The sequence below is a fragment of the Streptosporangium sp. OZ121 genome, from assembly GCF_051918885.1.
Lineage (GTDB): Bacteria > Actinomycetota > Actinomycetes > Streptosporangiales > Streptosporangiaceae > Streptosporangium.
This window is the reverse complement of the sequence record NZ_JBPXMC010000003.1, coordinates 493,397-508,089: the sequence shown is the minus strand read 5'-3', so window position 1 is coordinate 508,089 and position 14,693 is coordinate 493,397. Positions and strand designations below refer to the sequence as shown.

Sequence of the window (14,693 nt, the reverse complement as noted above, 5' to 3'; positions counted from 1 at the left end):
GCTTCATGCACTGGCTTTTAACACACTGTTGAGTTCTCAAGAAACGGACGCGTACACCATCACCCTGACCCGACCAAGTGGTCCGGCAGAACTCCGGGGCGTTCCATTTCGTGTCACTATCTTATCGGGAGTGCCGGTTTCGTGTCAAACTGTCGGATTTCCGACTCTCGACTCGATCCCGCCGAACCCGCTAGGATTGCGACTACCCCGTTTCCAGGGCAACCCCTCTAACTTACTCCAACATCCGGTCGTTGTCCAATCGTACGGACACGCCCGATTTGCCGGGATTTTTGGAAGGGAGCTGCAGGACGCTGCCCTGCATAAAGAACTCTAGCAGTCCCCCAGGGCTGCGATGACCAACTTCCCGGTAAGAACTAGGTCTTCCCTGGGACGCCAGCCCTCAAACACGAGAACCCAGGGTCAAGAAACCCTGGGTTCTCGTCAAAGCGGCCACCGGTCCGGAGCCGTCCTCTTCCCGCTGCTCAGACCGGGTCCCTGCCTGTGGGGGCAAAGTCCCCGCCCGGCTCACGACCTGTCGGGACAAGCCCTGTCACCGGCTCGCACTGCCGGGAGGCGGTCAGGCCAGAAGTCAGCCGGCCGGCAGCGACGCCAGCTGGGCGAGCAACCGTTCGATGTCCTGGTCAGCCTGTGTCGCCCGGAAGCGCACCTTGGTCACCACGTCGTCGGGCGCCTTGGCCATGAACTGCTCGTTGCCGAGCTTGGCCGCGACCTGGGCCGCCTCCTTGCGCGCCACCGCGAGATCCTTCTCCAGGCGCTTGCGCTCGGCGGCCACGTCGATCGTCCCGGCCGTGTCGATCTCCACGGCGATGCCGCCCACGTCGAGGCTGGCGGTCGCGGCGAACGACTCGGACGGCTGGTCGAGCCGGAGCAGCGACCGGATCGCCCCTTCGTGGGAGGCGAGTGCCGTACCGGCGAGTGAAAGCCGTGCGGCGACCCGCTGGCCCGGCTTGAGGCCCTGGTCGGAACGGAACCTACGCACCTCGGTGATCAGTCCCTGCATGGCGAGGACTTCCTCCTCCGCCGAGGGATCGCGCAGCGACTCCTGGACCGTCGGCCAGGGAGCGACCACGATCGACTCGCGCCCGGTGACCGCACGCCACAGTTCCTCGGTGACGAACGGCACCAGGGGGTGGAGCAGGCGAAGCAGCGAGTCGAAGACGTGGCCCAGCACGAGCCGGGTGTGCTCCTGGCCGGAAGCGATCTGGATCTTGGCGAGTTCCACGTACCAGTCGCAGACCTCGTCCCAGGCGAAGTGATAGAGCAGGTCCGAGATCTTGGCGAACTCGAAGCTTTCGAAGGCGGTGTCCACCGACGCGACGATCTCCTGGAGCCGGGAGAGGATCCAGCGGTCCGCGGCGGTCAGCTCCTCGGTGGGGAGCTCGCCCGTCACGGCGCCGTTCATCAGCGCGAAGCGGGTGGCGTTCCAGATCTTGTTGCAGAAGTTGCGTGAGCCTCCGGCCCATTCCTCGCTGATCGCCACATCGGAGCCGGGGTTGGCGCCGCGCAGCAGCGTGAAGCGGGTGGCGTCGGCACCGAAGCGCTCGACCCAGTCGAGCGGGTCGACGACGTTGCCGAACGACTTCGACATCTTCTTGCCGTACTGGTCACGGACCATGCCGTGCAGCGCCACGGTCCTGAACGGCGGCTCGCCGTCCATGGCGTAGATGCCGAACATCATCATCCGGGCCACCCAGAAGAACAGGATGTCGTAGCCGGTCACCAGGACGGAGGTCGGGTAGAACTTGGCCAGCTCCGGCGTCTTGTCCGGCCAGCCGAGGGTGGAGAACGGCCAGAGCCCCGAGGAGAACCAGGTGTCGAGGACGTCGGGGTCCTGGACGTAGCCCTCGGGCGCCTGCTCGTCGGGGCCGACGCAGACGACCTCTCCGTCGGGGCCGTACCAGACAGGAATGCGGTGTCCCCACCACAGCTGCCGGGAGATGCACCAGTCGTGCATGTCGTCGACCCAGTCGAAGTAGCGCTTGGCCAGCTCCGGCGGGTGGATCTTCGTCCGGCCGTCGCGGACCGCGTCGCCCGCCGCCTTCGCCAGGGGAGAGACGTTGACGAACCACTGGAGCGAGAGCCGGGGCTCGACCACGGTCTTGCAGCGCGAGCAGTGCCCGACCGAGTGGAGGTAGGGACGCTTCTCCGCGACGATCCGGCCCTCCGCGCGGAGCGCGGCCACCACAGCGGGCCTGGCCTCGAAACGGTCGAGCCCCTGGAACGGGCCGTGCGCGGTGACCACTCCCCGCTCATCCATGATCGTCATGGACGGCAGCGAGTGGCGCCGCCCGATCTCGAAGTCGTTCGGATCGTGCGCCGGGGTGACCTTGACCGCCCCGGTGCCGAAGGAGGGGTCGACGTGCTCGTCGGCGACGATCGGGATGCGGCGCCCGGTGAGCGGCAGCTCCACCTCGCGGCCGATCAGGTGCGCGTAGCGCTCGTCGGAGGGGTGCACGGCCACGGCGGTGTCGCCGAGCATCGTCTCGGCCCGGGTGGTCGCGACCACGATGGAGTCGTCGCCGTCGCCGTAGCGGATCGAGACGAGCTCACCCTCGTCCTCGCTGTGCTCGACCTCGATGTCCGACAGCGCGGTAAGGCAGCGCGGGCACCAGTTGATGATGCGCTCGGCGCGGTAGATGAGCCCGTCGTCAAAGAGCTTCTTGAAGATCGTCTGGACGGCCCGGGAGAGGCCCGGGTCCATGGTGAAACGTTCCCGCGACCAGTCGACACCGTCGCCGAGCTTCTTCATCTGGCCGAGGATCCGGCCTCCGGACTCCTCCTTCCACTGCCAGACGCGCTCGACGAACGCCTCGCGGCCGAGGTCGTGCCGGGACAGGCCGTCCTTGGCGATCTCGCGCTCGACGACGTTCTGGGTGGCTATGCCGGCGTGGTCCATGCCGGGCAGCCAGAGCGTCTCCTGGCCGCGCATGCGGGCACGGCGGGTCAGCGCGTCCTGGATGGAGTGGTCGAGGGCGTGGCCGATGTGCAAGACACCGGTCACGTTCGGCGGGGGCAGGACGATGCTGTACGGCTCGCGCTCGCTGCTCGGGTCGGCGGTGAAGTGTCCCTCCGATACCCAGCGCTCGTAGCTCCGGGTCTCCACGTCGGCGGGTGCGTACTGGGTGGGCAGCTCTGGCGTCGTCACGATGCCCAAGTCTAGGGATGTCCGCGTGCCCCCTGTCCCACGGACCGCCATACGGACCGTTTCTCCCCCTGGCTTCTACCGATGAGCGAGATGATCCTCACCGCCGAACACCGGCGAACACCGGCGATTACTGGCGAGTACCGGCGAACACGGATGGACACGGGTGGATACCGGCGGACGCCGGGCGGGGGGGGCGGCGAGGGCACCGGCCGGCCGCGGGTATGCCACTGGCAGGAACCGGAGACAGCCGAAAACGGCGGCGCCCCCCGCGGGAGGACCCGTGGGGGGCGCCGATCGTGCGAACCAGGAGGGTTCGCGCGGGCTTTCTAGGCCGACTTCTCGCGCGGCGGCCGCTGCTGCTTGTTGAGCTGGTCGCGCGGGACGAGCGTGGGGTTGACGTGCTCCAGAACCGACTCACGGGTGATGACCACACGTGCCACGTCCTGCCGCGACGGCACCTCGTACATCACCGAGAGGAGGACCTCCTCCAGGATCGCCCGCAGGCCGCGGGCGCCGGTGCCGCGCAGGATCGCCTGGTCGGCGATGGCCTCCAGCGCGTCGTCGGTGAACTCGAGTTCGACGTTGTCCAGCTCGAACAGACGGCGGTACTGCTTGACGAGGGCGTTGCGCGGCTCGGTGAGGATCTGGATGAGCGCCTCACGGTCGAGGTTGTGGACGCTCGTGATGACCGGGAGCCGGCCGACGAACTCGGGGATCATGCCGAACTTCAGCAGGTCCTCGGGCATGACGTTCTCGAAGATGTCGGCGCCGTCGATGTCTTCCTTGGAGCGGATGATCGCGTTGAAACCGATCCCCTTGCGGCCGACCCGGGACTCGATGATCTTCTCGAGACCGGCGAAGGCCCCACCGCAGATGAACAGCACGTTGGTGGTGTCGATCTGGATGAACTCCTGGTGCGGGTGCTTGCGGCCCCCTTGCGGCGGAACGCTCGCGGTCGTGCCCTCCAGGATCTTCAGCAGGGCCTGCTGCACGCCCTCGCCGGAGACGTCCCTGGTGATCGACGGGTTCTCGCTCTTGCGGGCGATCTTGTCGACCTCGTCGATGTAGATGATGCCGGTCTCGGCCTTCTTGACGTCGTAGTCGGCGGCCTGGATCAGCTTGAGCAGTATGTTCTCGACGTCCTCGCCCACGTAGCCCGCCTCCGTCAGGGCGGTGGCGTCGGCGATGGCGAACGGAACGTTCAACATCTTCGCCAACGTCTGGGCGAGCAGTGTCTTGCCGGAACCGGTGGGGCCCAGGAGCAGGATGTTGGACTTGGACAGCTCGATGCCGTCGTCACGTCCGCGCTCGCCGGACTGCACCCGCTTGTAGTGGTTGTAGACCGCCACGGAGAGAGCCTTCTTCGCCTGGTCCTGACCGATGACGTAGGCGTCGAGGAATTCGTAGATCTCCCTCGGCTTGGGAAGGCTGTCCCATTTGAGCTCAGAGGACTCGCTGAGCTCCTCCTCGATGATCTCGTTGCAGAGGTCGATGCACTCGTCGCAGATGTATACGCCGGGTCCGGCGATGAGCTTCTTGACTTGCTTCTGGCTCTTTCCACAGAAAGAACACTTCAGCAGGTCTCCCCCGTCGCCGATGCGTGCCACCCCAGATACTCCTTTGCGTGGGACCGCCCTGGCTGCCGCGGTCCGTTTCTTCCGACCGGCCCGATACCCGATCGAAAAGTCATCCCGCTTAGGTTTCGACGTTACCGTCTTCTGAGCCCTCAGTGAGCCCCCTAGCGGCGAGTCGCACCGGAACGTGCCTGATTCGGCACGGTTCCGGTGCGATATGCCTCGTTAGGAGGCTACGGCCTTCGCGAGTTTCTTGCGGGACGGAATGATGTCGTCGATCAGTCCGTACTCCTTGGCCTCGACGGCGTCAAGGATCTTGTCCCGCTCGATGTCCTTGCGGACCGCCTCCGGTGCCCTGCCCGAGTGCTGAGCGATGATCGTCTCCATCTGCGCGCGCATCCTGAGGATCTCGCGTGCCTGGATCTCGATGTCGCTTCCCTGGCCGCCACCCTCGGTGGACGGCTGGTGGATCAGCATGCGGGCGTTCGGCAGGGCGAAGCGCTTGCCCGGCGTGCCGCCGGCCAGCAGGACCGCCGCCGCCGAGGCCGCCTGGCCCAGGCAGACCGTCTGGATCTCCGGCCGGACGAACTGCATCGTGTCGTAGATCGCCGTCATGGCGGTGAAGGAACCGCCCGGCGAGTTGATGTAGATGCTGATGTCGCGGTCGGGGTCGAGCGACTCCAGCGTCAGCAACTGCGCCATGACGTCGTTGGCTGACGCGTCGTCCACCTGCACGCCGAGGAAGATGATGCGGTCCTCGAAGAGCTTGGCGTACGGGTTCATCTCCCGCATGCCGTAGGACGTGCGCTCGGTGAAGGACGGAAGAACGTAGCGGCCGTTGATGTCTCCCGGCCGGATCAACTCACTCACCTTGTGCCCCTTCAGGAGACGGCGCCCGTGGAGGGCACCTGTCGAGCGCTGCGCACGACCTGGTCGATGAAGCCGTAGTTCTTGGCCTCCTCGGCCGTGAACCAGCGGTCCCGGTCGGAGTCGGCCTCGATCTGCTCGATGTTCTGACCGGTGTGGAACGCGATGCGCTCGGCGAGGGTCTTCTTGACGTAGAGCATCTGCTCCGCCTGGATGGCGATGTCGGCGGCGGTGCCGCCGATGCCACCGGAAGGCTGGTGCATCATGATGCGGGCGTGCGGCAGGGCGTATCGCTTGCCCCGCTCGCCGGCGCAGAGGAGGAACTGGCCCATGGAAGCGGCCAGACCCATCGCGACGGTGCACACATCGTTAGGGACGTATTCCATCATGTCGTAAATCGCCATACCAGCGGTTACGGAACCGCCTGGCGAGTTGATGTAGAGCCAGATATCGCGCTCCGAGTCGTCCGCGGCGAGCAGGAGCAGCTCGGCGCAGATCCGGTTGGCGATCTCGTCGTTGACCTGGGTGCCCAGCACGATGATGCGCTCACGCAGCAGCCGCTGGTAGAGCTGGTCTTCGAGCCTGAACGAGCCGTTCGGCTGGCTCATCGACTCGGGCCCGGAGCCGGTCGGCTGGTAGAAGGTCGGCGGGCTGGTCACAGCGTCACCTTCCGATGCGTCGTAATCGATTGGCTTTGCTTGTGACCTTAACGCGCGTCACCTACCGGACATGCCTCCTCAACGCACTGTTCGCTGACGGCGCATGCTGCCCGCCGCCTTCCCACCACGTCCGGAACCCCCTGTCGCGTACCCGGGTGGAGGCTCCGAAGCCAGAGCCCGTACGGCGTGTCGCGTCCGCGCGGGGGGTGGAAGCGGGGGCCGCGGAGGAGAGCCGTACGGCGGCACCGCCTCCGGAGAGGGGGACCGACGGCTCTCAGAGGGCCCAGGAGCCCGCGAGGTCCCTCAGGGGATGAGAGGCAGGGAGGGAGGCCGGAGACCCCCAGGCACCGCTCTGCGGCACGCTCACCACGCGGAAGACGAGGGCGCTCTCGCCACCCGTCAGACGAAGACACCCCCGTCGCGCGGAACGCGGCGGGGGCATCGGGCGGTGGAGGCGCCGGGCGGGCCCGGCGCCTCCACTCCGCAGGGAACTACTTGGCGGCCTCGACCTCGTCGGCCTGGGCGGCCTCGTCGGTGTCGGAGGCCTCCTCGCCGTTGATCTCGGTGTAGATGGCCTTGAGGTCGACCTCGTTGCCGGCCTCGTCGACCACCTTGGCGGCGTCGCCGATGACGCTCTTGGCCTTGTCACGGACGATTTCGACCATGGCCAGCGTGAGCTGGTCGTTGTCGGCCAGGTGCTGGGCGAGCGTGTTGGGCGCGACGTTCATCTGCATGGCGCGGCGCACCACGAAGTTGGTCAGCTCCTGCTCGCTGACGCCGAGGTCCTCGCTCTTGACGATCTTGTCAAGGACGAAGCCCGTCTTGAGGGCCTTGGCGGCGCTCTCGTCGAACTCCGCGAGGCGCTCCTCCTCGGTGGTCTGGTAGAGGCGGAAGTACGCCTCCTTGCTCAGGCCACTGTCGGCGATCTGGTGCTCGAGGTTGTGCTTGCGGTTGTCGACCTCGGCCTTGAGCGCGCTCTCGGGCAGCGGGATGTCGATCTTGTCGAGCAGGGCGTCGAGGGCGTTCTCTCGAGCCTGGACGACCTGGTCGATCAGCTTGTTGCGGCGGGCCGTCTCGCTGATGCTCGCCTTGAGCTCGTCAAGGGTGTCGAACTCGCTGGCGAGCTGGGCGAACTCGTCGTCCAGCTCGGGGAGGACCTTCTCCTTGACACTCTTGACGGTGATGGTGACCACAGCCTCCTCGCCGGCGTTCTCGCCGCCGACCAGGTTGGTGGTGAACTCCTTGGTCTCACCCGCGGACAGGCCGACCAGGGCGTCGTCCAGGCCCTGCAGCACCGAGCCGGCGCCGACCTCGTACGAGACGTCGTTGGCCTGCTGCTCCTCGATGTTGACGCCGTCGATCGCGGCGGCCAGGTCCATGACGACGAAGTCGCCGGAGGCCGCGGGGCGCTCGACGCCGGTCAGGGTGGCGAAGCGCTGGCGCAGGCCGTCCAGCTGCTCGTCGATGTCCTTGTCGGAGACCTCGGAGACCGGGACGGTCACCTCGATGCCCTGGTAGTCGGGGACGTCGAAGCCGGGGCGGACGTCCACCTCGGCGGTGAACTCGACCTGCTGGCCGTCCTCGATCTTGGTGACCTCGATCTCCGGCTGGCTCACCGGGAAGATCTCGCTCTCGTCGACGGCCCGGCCGTACAGCTTGGGCACCGCGTCGTTGAGGGTCTCCTCCAGCACCACGGCGCGGCCGAACCGCTGCTCGATGATGCGGGCCGGAACCTTGCCGGGGCGGAACCCGGGGACGCGCACCTGCTGCGCGACCTTCTTGTACGCCGCCTGCAGGCTCTCGCCGAGCTCCTCGAACGGCACCTCGACGGTAAGCCTCACCCGGGTCGGGCTGAGCTCCTCCACAGCGGTCTTCACGGGGTCGTCTCCTTGATCAAGCTTTGAGTGATCGCGGGCGCGTCAAGTCGTAACGGCTACCGCGGCAAGCTCGCGCGCCGCGCCCACATGAGCGGCACCTGGCACAGCCGTCGAGACACACGAGATCAGGGCATGCTCCACAGCGGCGGGTGTTCAGCGCCGCTGGCCAGTCTAGGGCAGAGCGGCACCATCGAGCGACCAATGGCCGCTCAGTCCTCCTTGATGATCCGCCTCAGGATGTCATTCGTCTCCCCGGGCGTGGTGCTGACCGCGCACAACCGCTCCATGACCTCGCTGTAGCGGTCGACGTCCTCGCGCTTGTCCAGGTAGAGGGCACTGGCCAGTTGCTCGACGTAGACGACGTCGGGGAGCTCACGGTCGTTGAAGCGGAGCACGCTGAAGGCCCCGCCCTCCGCGCTGTGGCCGCCGAAGCTGAAGGGCATGACCTGGATGGTGATGTTCGGCTGCCGCATGAGGTCGAGCAGGTGCTCCAGCTGGGCTCGCATGACGTCCGCGCCGCCGATGGGACGCCGTAGCGCGGCCTCGTCGATGACGGCCCAGAAGAACGGGCCGTCGGGCCGCCCGAGCACCTGCTGGCGCTGCATCCGCAGGTCGACGCGGCGGGCGATCTCCTCCGGCGCGATGCCGGCGCTCCCCGCGGTGATGACCGCCCTGGCGTACTCCTTGGTCTGCAGCAGGCCGGGCACGAACTGCACCTCGTAGGTGCGGATCCGGGAGGCCGCCTCCTCGAGGCCGACGTACGTCTGGAACCACGAGGGCAGCAGGTCGTTGAAGCGGTGCCACCAGCCGGGCTCGTTGGCCCGCAGCAGCAGGTCCATGATCGCCGACCGGGCGTGCTCGTCCTCCACCCCGTAGAAGGTGAGCAGGTCCGCCACATCGCGTTCCCTCAGGCCGACCCGGCCGAGCTCCATCCTGCTGATCTTGGACTCGGATCCGCGGATCAGATGGCCCGCCTCCTCGCGCGAGAGCCCCTTGGCCTCGCGCAGGCGACGCAGTTGGGAGCCTAAGAGGATACGCAGAGCTGTGGGACCCGATCCCGGTTGAACCTGCGTCACTTCGCCTCCCTCTGTGTACTTGGGCCAGCGCACACAGTGTCACTACTTCCGGCCGCTATGACAAGGTCTCAACTCCCTGCCCGATTCGCCAAGTCGCCCCCTTAACCGCCCATGCGGCTGCACACTGCAACTGCACGTGCATTTGGGTCTTGCAGCAGACGTTCCGGTGACCCATGATGGCCTAGTGCATATTGGGCTTATGGTGCACAAGCTCTGAAAACTCTCAAGTGGTACGGAGACTCACGATGACAGCGGGAGGTACCGGCAGGATGGTGGAGGAGCCAAAATCGGCTGCCGACTACCTGCAGGCGACCCGCCAGGTGAGCTTTGACGAGCTACTGGGGGCCAACCACTCCGGCGCGACCGCGTGCCCCCTGCCCAGCCAGGCCGACTCGGTGAAGACCGCCCGGGACGTGACACGCTCGACGCTCCACGACTGGGGACTGGCGGAGCTCAGCGATGACGCAGCGCTAGTGGTTTCGGAACTGGTCACCAACGCGGTCCGTTACGCGCTGTGTCCGCCCACCCAGACGGAGATCACTCCGATCACGCTCGTCCTGGTGCACCTCTCCCCCCATGTGCTCCTGGCCGTGACCGACCCGAGCGACGAGATTCCGACCCCCAAGGAGCCGGACTTCGTCTCGGAGAACGGCCGGGGCCTCTACATCGTGGAGACCTACAGCCAGGGGTGGGGCTGGGACCATCTCAACTGCGGCGGCAAGGCCGTCTGGGCCTTCTTCAGCCCCCGTCGCTGACCTTCCTCCGCCCCCGCCGCCCGTGGGTCCCACGCGGCGAAGAGCTCTTGACCTCGTACACGAAGAACCGGGCATCGGTCGGAACCGATGCCCGGCACACGTCGGGGTGACAGGATTTGAACCTGCGGCCCCCTGCTCCCAAAGCAGGTGCGCTACCAAACTGCGCCACACCCCGGTACGTCGAGTGCGCGCATGCTCCGGAACTCCGGTACGCTTACGCCCTGACGAACGGATGAAGTCTAGACCAGACTGACGCCGGCTCGCGCGGACGTAGCTCAATGGTAGAGCCCCAGTCTTCCAAACTGGCTACGCGGGTTCGATTCCCGTCGTCCGCTCAGAATGGCGAAAGGCCAGGTCAACCAGCATATGGTTGACCTGGCCTTTTGGATTTCACACGCTCGTATCGAGCTTCCGCGCCACCTGCGTGCCACTAACTTTCTTTTTTTCTTTTTCCTATGCCACCGTCAGCGCCTTGCCCAGCGCCGCAGCGATGACTTTGTCCCGGTCTCTGCTCGCGTGTTGGTAGATGAGCGCCGCCCGCGCGGAGGCGTGCCCCATGCGGGACATCAGCTCTTCGAGGCTCGCCCCGTTGGCCGCAGCCAAAGTGTTACCTTCGTGCCGAAGGTCGCGAAAGCGGAGGACGGGGAGCCCGACATCCTTGCGGACCTTGTTCCAGATCCGGCGGAATCCCGAACGCCGCAGCAATCTCCCCTTCGGCCCGATGAAGACATGCCCGTTCTCCCCCGGCTCCGCGAACTCGTCCAGGTGCGCCCGCAACGCCGGAATGATCTCTTCGGGGATGGAGACCACCCGGCGGCCCAGCCGAACAGGCCAAATACACCGTACGGTGTCTTGGTCTGGCGCCTACGTGCTCTCTGCTCAAGATTCCAGAACATGGTTGCGAGCGCGAGCGGCGCGAACATCCATGTGAGCATGCCCCTGATTGTGCTCCCCGCCTCCATGTCCTGCCAAGAACTGCCTCCGGCGGGGGCCTCGGCTCCGGGATGATCGACGTTCCGACATCAGGGCGTAAGTGTCGGGGTGAGCCTGATCTTCCCGTCTGCCACGTCCCAGGCGAGCCCAACATCTCGGCTCCTGCGGATCGAGGCCGTCTGTGACCGTTGGCGTCCCATGGCCGAGGAACGTCTACCGGCCGGCGTACACGCGAAGACGACCTTGATCCTCCGCCCCCGAGCCGTTGCCCCTCCGGGGTGGGACGAGGCAGACGGGAAGATCCGGCGAGAAGGGGCGTGCGTACGCATGGTCCATCCCTTTGCCGGCCTCACACACCATGGAAGGCTCAGCGCATGAGTGAAAAAGAAGATCCTGTCGCACGTCAGGGGAAGACAACTGAGGGCACCCGACCAGTGGACGGGTGGGGGAACGCAGCTCTTGCCCTGAGCGCAGCGGTTCCCGTCCTCGGCTTCATCATCGAAGAAGAGCTCACCACCAACGCCCTCCTTGGAGCGCTCATCTTCGCGACCGTCGGAATCGGGCTACGTATTGAGACAGCGATCAAGAGTCGTAGGTGACGTGCCACTCGCGTGCCGGTACGACCGGGGACGAGCACCGGCCGGGCGGACCGGGCACCGGAGCCGTCACGGACGGCGGGAACCGTGATGTGATGGCGTCGTGAGCCGCGCCGTCGAAGAGACCAACCGCCGCATGCTCCGGGCACGGGACGCGATGGACCGCGCCTACGCGCAGCCGCTGGACGTTCCGGCCCTGGCCCGGATCGCCCATGTGTCGGAGGCGCACTTCACGCGCACCTTCCGGGCCACGTTCGGCGAGACGCCGCACCGCTACCTGCAGCGCCGCCGGGTCGAGCGTGCGATGTCCCTGTTGCGGGACACCGACCGCAGCGTGACGGACATCTGCTTCCAGGTCGGCTTCGGCAGCCCGGGAACCTTCAGCCGCACGTTCCGCGACATCGTCGGCCGGTCGCCGAGGACGTACCGCAAGGAGGCGACGGCCGTGGGCGTGCCGACGTGCTTCACGATGGCGTGGACGCGGCCGAACGGCTGACCGCCCGCCCTGCCCGTGTCCTCCGCCAACTCAGCAGTTTCGGATAAGTTTCCCTCCGGCCTGCCCAGTAGCGTGATTCGCATGTTCAACGCCATCACGCACTCGCAGATATACGTCCTCGACCAGGACGAGGCCCTCGACTTCTATGTGGGCAAGCTTGGCCTGGAGGTCAACGCCGACGTCGACATGGGCTTCATGCGCTGGCTGACCGTCAGCGTCCCCGGCCACCCGGAGCGCCAGATCCTGCTGGAGAAGCCGGGGGGTCCGACGATGTCCGCGGAGACGGCGCAGCAGGTTCGCGAGCTGGTGACCAAGGGTGCGATGGGCGGCCATCTCATCTTCAGCACGGACGACTGCCACAAGACGTACGAGACGCTGCGGGGCCGGGGCGTCGAGTTCACCGAGGAGCCCACCGAGCGCCCGTACGGAATCGACTGCGGCCTCCGTGACCCCTTCGGCAACCACCTCCGCTTCACCCAGCTGAAGGCCTAGCGCCGTGACCGGTGAGGTCCGCCGGTCCGGCCGTCAGCGGCGGCCGGCACCGGCGTGACCGGCCGGGCCTGGCCGGTGGCGTCCTGCCCGCGGACGCGGGCCGCGGTCCGGCCATGGCGTGAACGGGGGCGGGACGGGTCGGGCGAAGGCCGTCCCGTCTCACGAGAAGGCCCTGTGCCTCAGGGCCGGGAGGCGCTGGGCGGTGCGCAGGAAGGTCCTGAAGCCGACCCGGGCCACCGGGTTCTCGTCCACGAACTGCCGTGCCGCCCTGAGGGAGTCGCGCACGGCCGCGAAACCGTACTCGCGCATCTCCGCCTCATAGGCGGCGATGGCCGCGACGGGGTCGCCTCCGCCGCCGAGGGCGCCGGTGAGGGCCCGGCAGAGTGATCGGGCGTCGCGCAGGGCGACGTTGGCACCGATGCCCCGCATCGGGGTCATGCTGTGGATCGCGTCGCCGAGCAGGGTGATGTTCGTGGCGGGCCAGGGGCCGATCGGCACCGAGGTGCGGATCGGCAGCAGCGAGACGGTGGCGGGGTCGGAGGTGGTGACCAGCGCGCGCAGGTCCGGGTGCCAGCCGGTGATCATCCGGGCCACGGTGTCCCTGAGCCGCTCACCGTCCATCACGGCGAGGTCGCCGGGAAAGCGGCCGGTCGCGGCGCCGAAGGCCCACATGACGTAGGCGCCGGTGTTGTCGAACAGGGCGCCCTCCCGCTCGGTCCTGCCGATCCCCGACGGCAGGACCGTGCTTCCGGCGTTTCCGGCGCCTCCGAGGTCGTGCGGCGCGGTGAACATGCCGAGGCCCCTCGGCGGGATGATCATGTTGACGGCCTCGTACAGGGCGGGATCGACCAGGGCCCGGGTGGCGGCGGTGAGCGGGAACTTGCCCGCGACCGTGACGATGCCGGTGTCGACGCGCCGCGCGTGCGGCAGGTACCGGTGCCTGACGCGGGAGTTGCCGCCGTCGGCGGCGACCACGATGTCGGCGGTCTCGGTGGTGCCGTCGGCGAAGCGCAGGGTGACGGTGCCGCCGGGGTCGGCGGGGGCGCGGCTGTAGCTCTCGAAGGTCTTGCCGAACCGGACGACGCCGGAGGGCCCGTCGAGCCCGGACAGCAGGACCTGCCGCAGGGTGATCCGGCTGACCGAATGGTGGGCGTCCACCGGGTCGGCCACGGGCCGGCTCTCCAAAGTCAGCAGCGGCCGCATCCGGTGGCTGAGGAAGCGGAAGTCCTGGGCGCCGCGGCCGGAGGTCGCCAGGAACGCCTCCCACAGCTCGGGTGGCAGGCAGTCGCGCAGGGCCCGGGAGCCGTCGGGGTCGATGTGGACGCGGTAGCCCTGGAGCCGGTCGGAGGGGGTGCGGTCGCGCTCGTAGACCGTCACGTCGACGCCCGCGCCGCGCAGCCCCTGCGCCAGGCAGAGGCCGCCGATCCCGCCTCCGACGACGGCAACTCTCGAATTCGTCATGGCACCACTATCATCCAGATGGATGAATTTATCAATCACACGGATGATAGATTCATCCCGTTGGTTGGCCGGTGTTACCGTGAGGCATGGACAAAACCCCTCGCCGCGCCCCCGCGGAGCGCAGGCGTGATCCCGAGCGCACCAGGAGGCGCATCGTCGAGGCGGCCAAGGCCGAGTTCTCCGCCAAGGGATTCGCCGGGACGAGGGTGAGCGAGATAGCCGCCAGGGCCGGGGTGAACAAGCAGCTCATCTCCTACTACTTCGGCGGGAAGGAAGGGCTGCTCAAGGCGCTCACGGCGGAGTGGCAGAGCAAGGAGGGCGCCTTCGCCGGGACGTCACCGCCGCCGTCGCTGCCCGAACTGATCCGCGGCTACGTCACCGGGACCGTGCGCGAGCGCGACCTCACCAGGATCCTCATCTGGGGCGGGCTGCAGGACGACGGCGAGGAGGACCCCTCGCTGATCCAGCGAATGCGGAGCGACGTCGAGGACCTGCGCAGGCGACAGGCGGAGGGGGAGTTCCCCGGCGACCTGGACCCCGCCTGCCTGCTCCTGATGCTCTTCGCCGCGGCCGGCGCCGGGGCGATATTCCCCCAACTGGTCCGCGCGCTCTGCGGGCAGGACCCGGCGTCCGAGGAGTTCGGGGAGCGGTACGGGGAGCAACTGGCGCGGCTGCTCGGCCATCTCGGCGCCGCGAAGTCCTAGTTCGTCTGGAAATATCTACAAATCTCTGTTAAACACA

The 14,693-nt window shown here is 67.4% G+C and carries 13 protein-coding genes and 2 tRNA genes; 6 read left to right on the top strand and 9 right to left on the bottom strand.

Going from position 1 to position 14,693, the window contains the following annotated elements; all coding sequences use genetic code 11:
• Nucleotides 1-589 precede the first annotated feature (589 nt).
• The 6 genes from ACTOQ1_RS09980 to ACTOQ1_RS09955 form a co-directional block, all read right to left on the bottom strand.
• Nucleotides 590-3,217: a valine--tRNA ligase gene (locus ACTOQ1_RS09980; RefSeq protein ID WP_440065977.1), complete on the bottom strand. Its 2,628-nt coding sequence runs from the start codon at nt 3,215-3,217 to the stop codon at nt 590-592.
• A gap of 275 nt (nt 3,218-3,492) precedes the next feature.
• Complete coding sequence (clpX, locus tag ACTOQ1_RS09975; RefSeq protein ID WP_329084422.1) at nt 3,493-4,773, bottom strand: ATP-dependent Clp protease ATP-binding subunit ClpX; 1,281 nt, start codon at nt 4,771-4,773, stop codon at nt 3,493-3,495.
• A 192-nt stretch (nt 4,774-4,965) separates the two neighbouring features.
• A complete protein-coding gene (locus ACTOQ1_RS09970) occupies nt 4,966-5,610 on the bottom strand; it encodes an ATP-dependent Clp protease proteolytic subunit (protein WP_326642780.1) in 645 nt (214 codons plus the stop codon).
• A gap of 11 nt (nt 5,611-5,621) precedes the next feature.
• Nucleotides 5,622-6,266, bottom strand: a complete 645-nt coding sequence (locus ACTOQ1_RS09965) for a ClpP family protease (protein ID WP_386161284.1) — start codon at nt 6,264-6,266, stop codon at nt 5,622-5,624.
• Nucleotides 6,267-6,757: 491 nt separating this feature from the next.
• Nucleotides 6,758-8,143 (bottom strand): trigger factor, encoded by a 1,386-nt coding sequence (gene tig, locus ACTOQ1_RS09960; RefSeq protein WP_440065976.1) that lies wholly within the window; start codon nt 8,141-8,143, stop codon nt 6,758-6,760.
• Between the two features lie 209 nt (nt 8,144-8,352).
• Nucleotides 8,353-9,219, bottom strand: coding sequence for a helix-turn-helix domain-containing protein (locus ACTOQ1_RS09955; protein WP_440065975.1), 867 nt, complete (start codon nt 9,217-9,219; stop codon nt 8,353-8,355).
• Nucleotides 9,220-9,464: 245 nt separating this feature from the next.
• Between ACTOQ1_RS09955 and ACTOQ1_RS09950 the strand changes: the two genes are divergently transcribed.
• Nucleotides 9,465-9,974, top strand: a complete 510-nt coding sequence (locus ACTOQ1_RS09950) for an ATP-binding protein (RefSeq protein ID WP_440065974.1) — start codon at nt 9,465-9,467, stop codon at nt 9,972-9,974.
• 101 nt (nt 9,975-10,075) lie between these two features.
• Here the strand turns inward: ACTOQ1_RS09950 and ACTOQ1_RS09945 are convergent.
• Nucleotides 10,076-10,149: transfer RNA gene (locus ACTOQ1_RS09945), tRNA-Pro, on the bottom strand.
• Nucleotides 10,150-10,238: 89 nt separating this feature from the next.
• On the opposite strand from ACTOQ1_RS09945, the gene ACTOQ1_RS09940 reads away from it, so the two are divergent.
• A tRNA-Gly gene (locus ACTOQ1_RS09940) sits at nt 10,239-10,309 on the top strand.
• Between the two features lie 118 nt (nt 10,310-10,427).
• Here ACTOQ1_RS09940 and ACTOQ1_RS09935 read toward each other — a convergent pair.
• On the bottom strand, nt 10,428-10,784 hold the full coding sequence (locus ACTOQ1_RS09935) for a tyrosine-type recombinase/integrase (protein WP_440065973.1): 357 nt from the start codon (nt 10,782-10,784) through the stop codon (nt 10,428-10,430).
• Between the two features lie 497 nt (nt 10,785-11,281).
• On the opposite strand from ACTOQ1_RS09935, the gene ACTOQ1_RS09930 reads away from it, so the two are divergent.
• The 3 genes from ACTOQ1_RS09930 (at nt 11,282) to ACTOQ1_RS09920 (ending at nt 12,491) form a co-directional block, all read left to right on the top strand.
• Entirely contained in the window at nt 11,282-11,506 is a 225-nt protein-coding gene (locus ACTOQ1_RS09930) for a hypothetical protein (RefSeq protein ID WP_440065972.1), read from the top strand.
• Between the two features lie 100 nt (nt 11,507-11,606).
• Entirely contained in the window at nt 11,607-11,999 is a 393-nt protein-coding gene (locus ACTOQ1_RS09925) for an AraC family transcriptional regulator (protein ID WP_362686783.1), read from the top strand.
• Nucleotides 12,000-12,080: 81 nt separating this feature from the next.
• The gene (locus tag ACTOQ1_RS09920; protein ID WP_440065971.1) at nt 12,081-12,491 is read left to right on the top strand and encodes a VOC family protein; all 411 of its coding nucleotides are present in this window, start codon (nt 12,081-12,083) and stop codon (nt 12,489-12,491) included.
• Nucleotides 12,492-12,650: 159 nt separating this feature from the next.
• On the opposite strand, the gene ACTOQ1_RS09915 is transcribed toward ACTOQ1_RS09920, so the two are convergent.
• On the bottom strand, nt 12,651-13,952 hold the full coding sequence (locus ACTOQ1_RS09915; protein WP_440065970.1) for an FAD-dependent oxidoreductase: 1,302 nt from the start codon (nt 13,950-13,952) through the stop codon (nt 12,651-12,653).
• 86 nt (nt 13,953-14,038) lie between these two features.
• Here ACTOQ1_RS09915 and ACTOQ1_RS09910 point away from each other — a divergent pair, with 86 nt between their 5' ends.
• Nucleotides 14,039-14,656: a TetR/AcrR family transcriptional regulator gene (locus ACTOQ1_RS09910; RefSeq protein ID WP_440065969.1), complete on the top strand. Its 618-nt coding sequence runs from the start codon at nt 14,039-14,041 to the stop codon at nt 14,654-14,656.
• Nucleotides 14,657-14,693: the final 37 nt, after the last annotated feature.

Coding starts and splice junctions, on each gene's coding strand:
- ACTOQ1_RS09950 (WP_440065974.1), top strand. CDS start 9,465: ATGACAGCGGGAGGTACCGGCAGGATGGTGGAGGAGCCAAAATCGGCT.
- ACTOQ1_RS09920 (WP_440065971.1), top strand. CDS start 12,081: ATGTTCAACGCCATCACGCACTCGCAGATATACGTCCTCGACCAGGAC.
- ACTOQ1_RS09915 (WP_440065970.1), bottom strand. CDS start 13,952: ATGACGAATTCGAGAGTTGCCGTCGTCGGAGGCGGGATCGGCGGCCTC.
- ACTOQ1_RS09980 (WP_440065977.1), bottom strand. CDS start 3,217: ATGGCGGTCCGTGGGACAGGGGGCACGCGGACATCCCTAGACTTGGGC.
- ACTOQ1_RS09930 (WP_440065972.1), top strand. CDS start 11,282: ATGAGTGAAAAAGAAGATCCTGTCGCACGTCAGGGGAAGACAACTGAG.
- ACTOQ1_RS09910 (WP_440065969.1), top strand. CDS start 14,039: ATGGACAAAACCCCTCGCCGCGCCCCCGCGGAGCGCAGGCGTGATCCC.